Source organism: Thermoflavimicrobium dichotomicum (assembly GCF_900114055.1).
GTDB classification, from domain to species: Bacteria; Bacillota; Bacilli; order Thermoactinomycetales; family Thermoactinomycetaceae; genus Thermoflavimicrobium; species Thermoflavimicrobium dichotomicum.
Genome location: NZ_FORR01000015.1, coordinates 16,982 through 21,286 on the forward strand (window position 1 = coordinate 16,982; position 4,305 = coordinate 21,286).

At 42.7% G+C, this 4,305-nt stretch carries 4 protein-coding genes; 1 reads left to right on the top strand and 3 read right to left on the bottom strand.

Annotated features, from left to right (window positions below; translation table 11 throughout):
* Positions 1-75: 75 nt before the first annotated feature.
* Positions 76-699 (bottom strand): TcaA NTF2-like domain-containing protein, encoded by a 624-nt coding sequence (locus tag BMZ78_RS13615; protein WP_139203329.1) that lies wholly within the window; start codon positions 697-699, stop codon positions 76-78.
* 344 nt (positions 700-1,043) lie between these two features.
* Between BMZ78_RS13615 and BMZ78_RS13620 the strand changes: the two genes are divergently transcribed.
* Positions 1,044-1,820, top strand: a complete 777-nt coding sequence (locus BMZ78_RS13620; protein WP_093230992.1) for a 4'-phosphopantetheinyl transferase family protein — start codon at positions 1,044-1,046, stop codon at positions 1,818-1,820.
* Positions 1,821-2,117: 297 nt separating this feature from the next.
* Here BMZ78_RS13620 and BMZ78_RS13625 read toward each other — a convergent pair whose 3' ends face one another.
* A complete protein-coding gene (locus BMZ78_RS13625; RefSeq protein WP_093230993.1) occupies positions 2,118-2,876 on the bottom strand; it encodes an SDR family oxidoreductase in 759 nt (252 codons plus the stop codon).
* 432 nt (positions 2,877-3,308) lie between these two features.
* On the bottom strand, positions 3,309-4,076 hold the full coding sequence (locus BMZ78_RS13630) for a thioesterase II family protein (RefSeq protein WP_093231016.1): 768 nt from the start codon (positions 4,074-4,076) through the stop codon (positions 3,309-3,311).
* Between the last annotated feature and the right edge of the window lie 229 nt (positions 4,077-4,305).

The window sequence follows — 4,305 nt, forward strand, 5'->3', positions numbered from 1 at the left end:
CCATATGTCAATCGCTTGGAAAAACACCGCCCATTTTCATCCATTGTTACGTATGAATCAGTTTTGAAATAGCTTCTAGCTTGCTGGTTGATCTGTTAACGTCCGCTGACTGATAAAGGAGTGAATCTTTAGTGAATTCCCATCCCTTCTCACCAGATGAGTGGTTAAAAAACTTTTGAATCTCTTCTTTCCATCTGCATAGGTAATGTAAAACTCATCATACGTCTCCACTCTATAGGTGCTATCATTCGGCTTGGTCAATGAACGCAATTCCGTCTTGTTGTGAATCTCAAAAACTCCCTTTTTTCCCAAATATTCTACCACCTTTTTTTGTTCTTGATAATGGGGTCCACTTGGGTCAAAAAAGCCTTCTACCAACAAAAATGATTTGTTATTGACTGCTTGTGTAAAACTCTGGTGATAATTCCGAATAAATTCCTCCAATGCTTTTTTTTCCTGATCACTCACATCAGGGGATGGATTCGGCACTGGATTTGGGTTTGGGACAGGGTTCGGAGAAGGGGTGGTAACAGGTTGGGCAGGTTTGGGACTTGGAATTTCGACTGTTTTGGTCTCCTCTTTTTCGCTTTTGGGAAGAACCTCAATGGGCGGTTTTGCTTCGGAATTTTTGGATAATAACTGACAACCAGAAAGCACAAGCAACGAACTAACAAATAAAAAAACTGAAAGCCTTTTCAATTTCAATAATCTCCCTTCTAAAAAATCCATTTTTTCGGTATACTCTTTCAATATGATAACATACCCATCGCTCAAAAACGAACTACGACACAAATTGCTCAAAAGTACCCAGCTTGTTGACGAAGTATCCCAGCTTGTTGACAAAGTTTCTGTTATATGCCGGTTTTCCTTTTCCGTTTCACTCCCGTTGCTTAAATACGAGCAAGAAGTCGTTCAACTGGAAAAGGAAAACCGGGTTTGTCAACAGTCTCACCTCTATGATGTTCTCCATCTTTACCAGCATGAGCATAAGTGAATATTGTATAATCGATGATAGACAACCTTAAAAGAAAGGAACAGCAACAATGTTTTTTCGTTCTCCTTCTTTTGAATTTCCCTCCTTTCCCGAATACGAAGTCCATATATGGCTCATTCATTTTCCCGCCTTTCTGTCTGATATGAATCTACTGTTTGATGCATTATCGCCCGCTGAGAAACATAAGGCGCAGCAATTCCATTTTCAGAAAGATCAGCACGCCTATATCATTTCACATGGAGCGGTTCGCTGGATTTTAAGCCATTACCTGAATGTTTCTCCGGCACAAATCATCTTTGGTACAGAGGATCATGGAAAGCCAGTGATTCTTGAACCATCTATGCCTGCTCTTCATTTCAACCTAAGCCATTCAGGCTCTCGTGCCCTTTTGGCAGTATCCCATCACCCTGTTGGAATTGATATTGAACAAATTAAACCTGATTTTAATTTCACAGAACTTGTTTCTCATATTATGTCCCCACCAGAGCAACAATGTTTTATGAAACTTCCGAAAGAGAAACAACGTGATCATTTTTTTCTCTTATGGACAAGAAAAGAAGCGTACATTAAAGCCATTGGCAAAGGACTTTCCTATCCACTGAAAAAGCTGACCATTTCCCTGGATTGGAATAACCCAAAAATTCAGGAAGACCAAGCTTATCCTGAAGAGTATAAACGCTGGCAAATGATTCATGTCGATGTGGGCCCCGATTATGTTGGAACCCTGACTTGTTCACAAAAAAGCCGTGCGATCCGATACTACTTATTTGAAAGTTATCTGTTTCAGCCAAACCAATTTACAATGAAAAGTGGAGAAACCCCATGAACTTAAATTGAGCATAACAAAACAAAGGAATCGGTTTCCTGCCCACAGTCCCGAGATCACAAACTGTCAGGTAGAACCGATTCCTCTTATTGTTTGGAAAAATCCATTTACAGGCAAGTATCACAAAATCTGTTGCAGAATGATACCTCCTATGCTTCCAAATAAGACAACGAGCCAGGATGGACATTTCCAGACCGTTATGAGCCCAAAAGCGATCAGTGCCAGGCTAAATATTTCAAAAAACTTATGCATAACTCCAGTAGGACGATTCAAATATCCGCTTCGGATGATGAAAAATCAAACACGAAGAAAACCACCTTCTGAATGGATCACCTGACCTGTGATCCATTCTGCTTCATCGCTGGCGAGAAATGCTACCAAGCGAGCAGCATCCTCTGGAAGCCCAATACGTCCCATCGAAAATTTTGGAAGCAGCTTCTGTTTTATTTCTTCCGTCATCCATCCTGTATCAGTGGGACCTGGATTCACAGCATTGACAGTAATACCGATGGGAGCCAATTCCGCCGCCAAAGAAAGGGTAAATGCAGAAATGGCACCTTTTGTTGCCACATAGGCCAATTCACCGGGCATCGGGCCCAGAGCTTGTCCTGATGTCATATTGATGATACGACCACTTGATCGATGAGCCTGTTGAAAACGCCGGGCAAACTCAACACAAAGAAGACAGACTGCCCTCACATTTACGGCATAATGAGCATCCAGCGTTTGCGCATCCAGGGCGATATATCCATCCCGAGCGGAGTGGGCTGCGTTATTAACGAGGATCGAAGGAATACCCCATTTCTCAGTAACGGCATCAAGCAGTCGAAATGGAGCATCCGGTTCCGATAAATCGATACCAAGACTCTCACATCGGACCCCCAGCCCCCGAATTTCATTTTGAAGAGTCTCTGGCCAATCCTCATCAGTTTGCCAGTATGTAAAGAATATATCTGCACCCATCCTTGCCAGTTGACGACAGATGGCTGTTCCAATTCCTTTTGGATGACTGGCTCCAGTGATAACAGCGATCCGTTCACTCAGTGCCCGTTTCATCTATTCGTATCACTCCTTTACGTCACGCGATTCTTGGACAATCCCGTGAATATGAAAGCAACAAGTCCTGAAAAAGAGCACAATGAGATCAATTGTGCTCTCCGAAAAAATGATTCATTTTGATATTGTTCTACAAGCTATTTCAACGCAACTACGTATAAAAATAAGCGGAGTTTTTCCAAGCGAGTGACTTAAGAGCCCTACCCAGCGGAGAGACGGAAAGCGAGAGATTTAAAAAGCGGGCAATATCCATTGAAGCGGCAGCGTCTTTTGCCCGCTTCTCTCGCTTCCGACTCGGAGCGGCCCTGAGATGCTTCCATGCAGGGCGTAGTCGGAACGAGTCGGAAAAACGGAGCGGGTATTGATTCGATTTGTAGCTCCAGGGACTTTTGAAATGACTCTATAAAAAACCACGCCTATGCTTCCCGACCATCACGCTTTCATCTCTTTGCAAGTTTCCATAGCGGTCTCCAGTACTACTTGAAGTACTTCTTTCTCACATGAATGCAGAAAAAAGTGATCGCCATCAAACAGGTGAAGTTGAAACGCACCAGATGTCTGCTGTTGCCATGGGACCAATAGATCAAGGGTGACTTCAGGATCTTTCTTTCCACCAAACACCGTGATAGGACAGTTTAATAAGGGGCCTGGTCGATATGTATACGTTTCACACAGAGTAAAATCCGTGCGCAATATGGGTAAAAACAAAGCCAATATCTCTTCATTTTGCAAAATTTCCTGTGGCATGCCGTTCATCTTGGCTAGTTCATCCGTAAACGCATCATCAGGCAAATGATAAATGGGCGGAATAGGATCTGGCAGTTGAGGCGCTCGAAAAGCGGAAACAATCAAATGATTAGGTTGTAACTGATATTGATCAGCCAGATATCGAGTCAGTTCATAGCTTACCAGTGCACCCATGCTATGTCCAAAGAAAACAAACGGCTTGGTGAGATAAGGGAGTATGGCTTGAGACAAATCCCGAATCAAAGCAGGAAGATCCGTGTATGACGGCTCAGCCATGCGCATCCCTCTCCCCGGAAGATGAACGGGAAACACTTCGATCCATTCAGGCATCTCCGTTTGCCATGAACGAAAGATGACCGGGTTTCCTCCAGCATAAGGAAAACAGAAAAGATTTACTCTTGCAGCTGTTTTCTGTTTATTGAATGGGAACCACATTTTTGAATTTGTTTTCATGACGATTTCCCTACCTTTCTTGTCATAGGCTAATTTCATAATAACGGGAGAATAAAGAAAAACAAAGTGATTTTCTTCCAAATGATCCACTTTTGCTTAGGAGTGGAAACGGAAAAGGAAGCCTGACACCAAAAAGAAAACTATGTAAAAACTCTACTTTCATGAAATGGAATGTGAAAGCATAGTAGAACTCCAGGAAGTCTGTACTCCCTGGAGTTACCGTACTTTT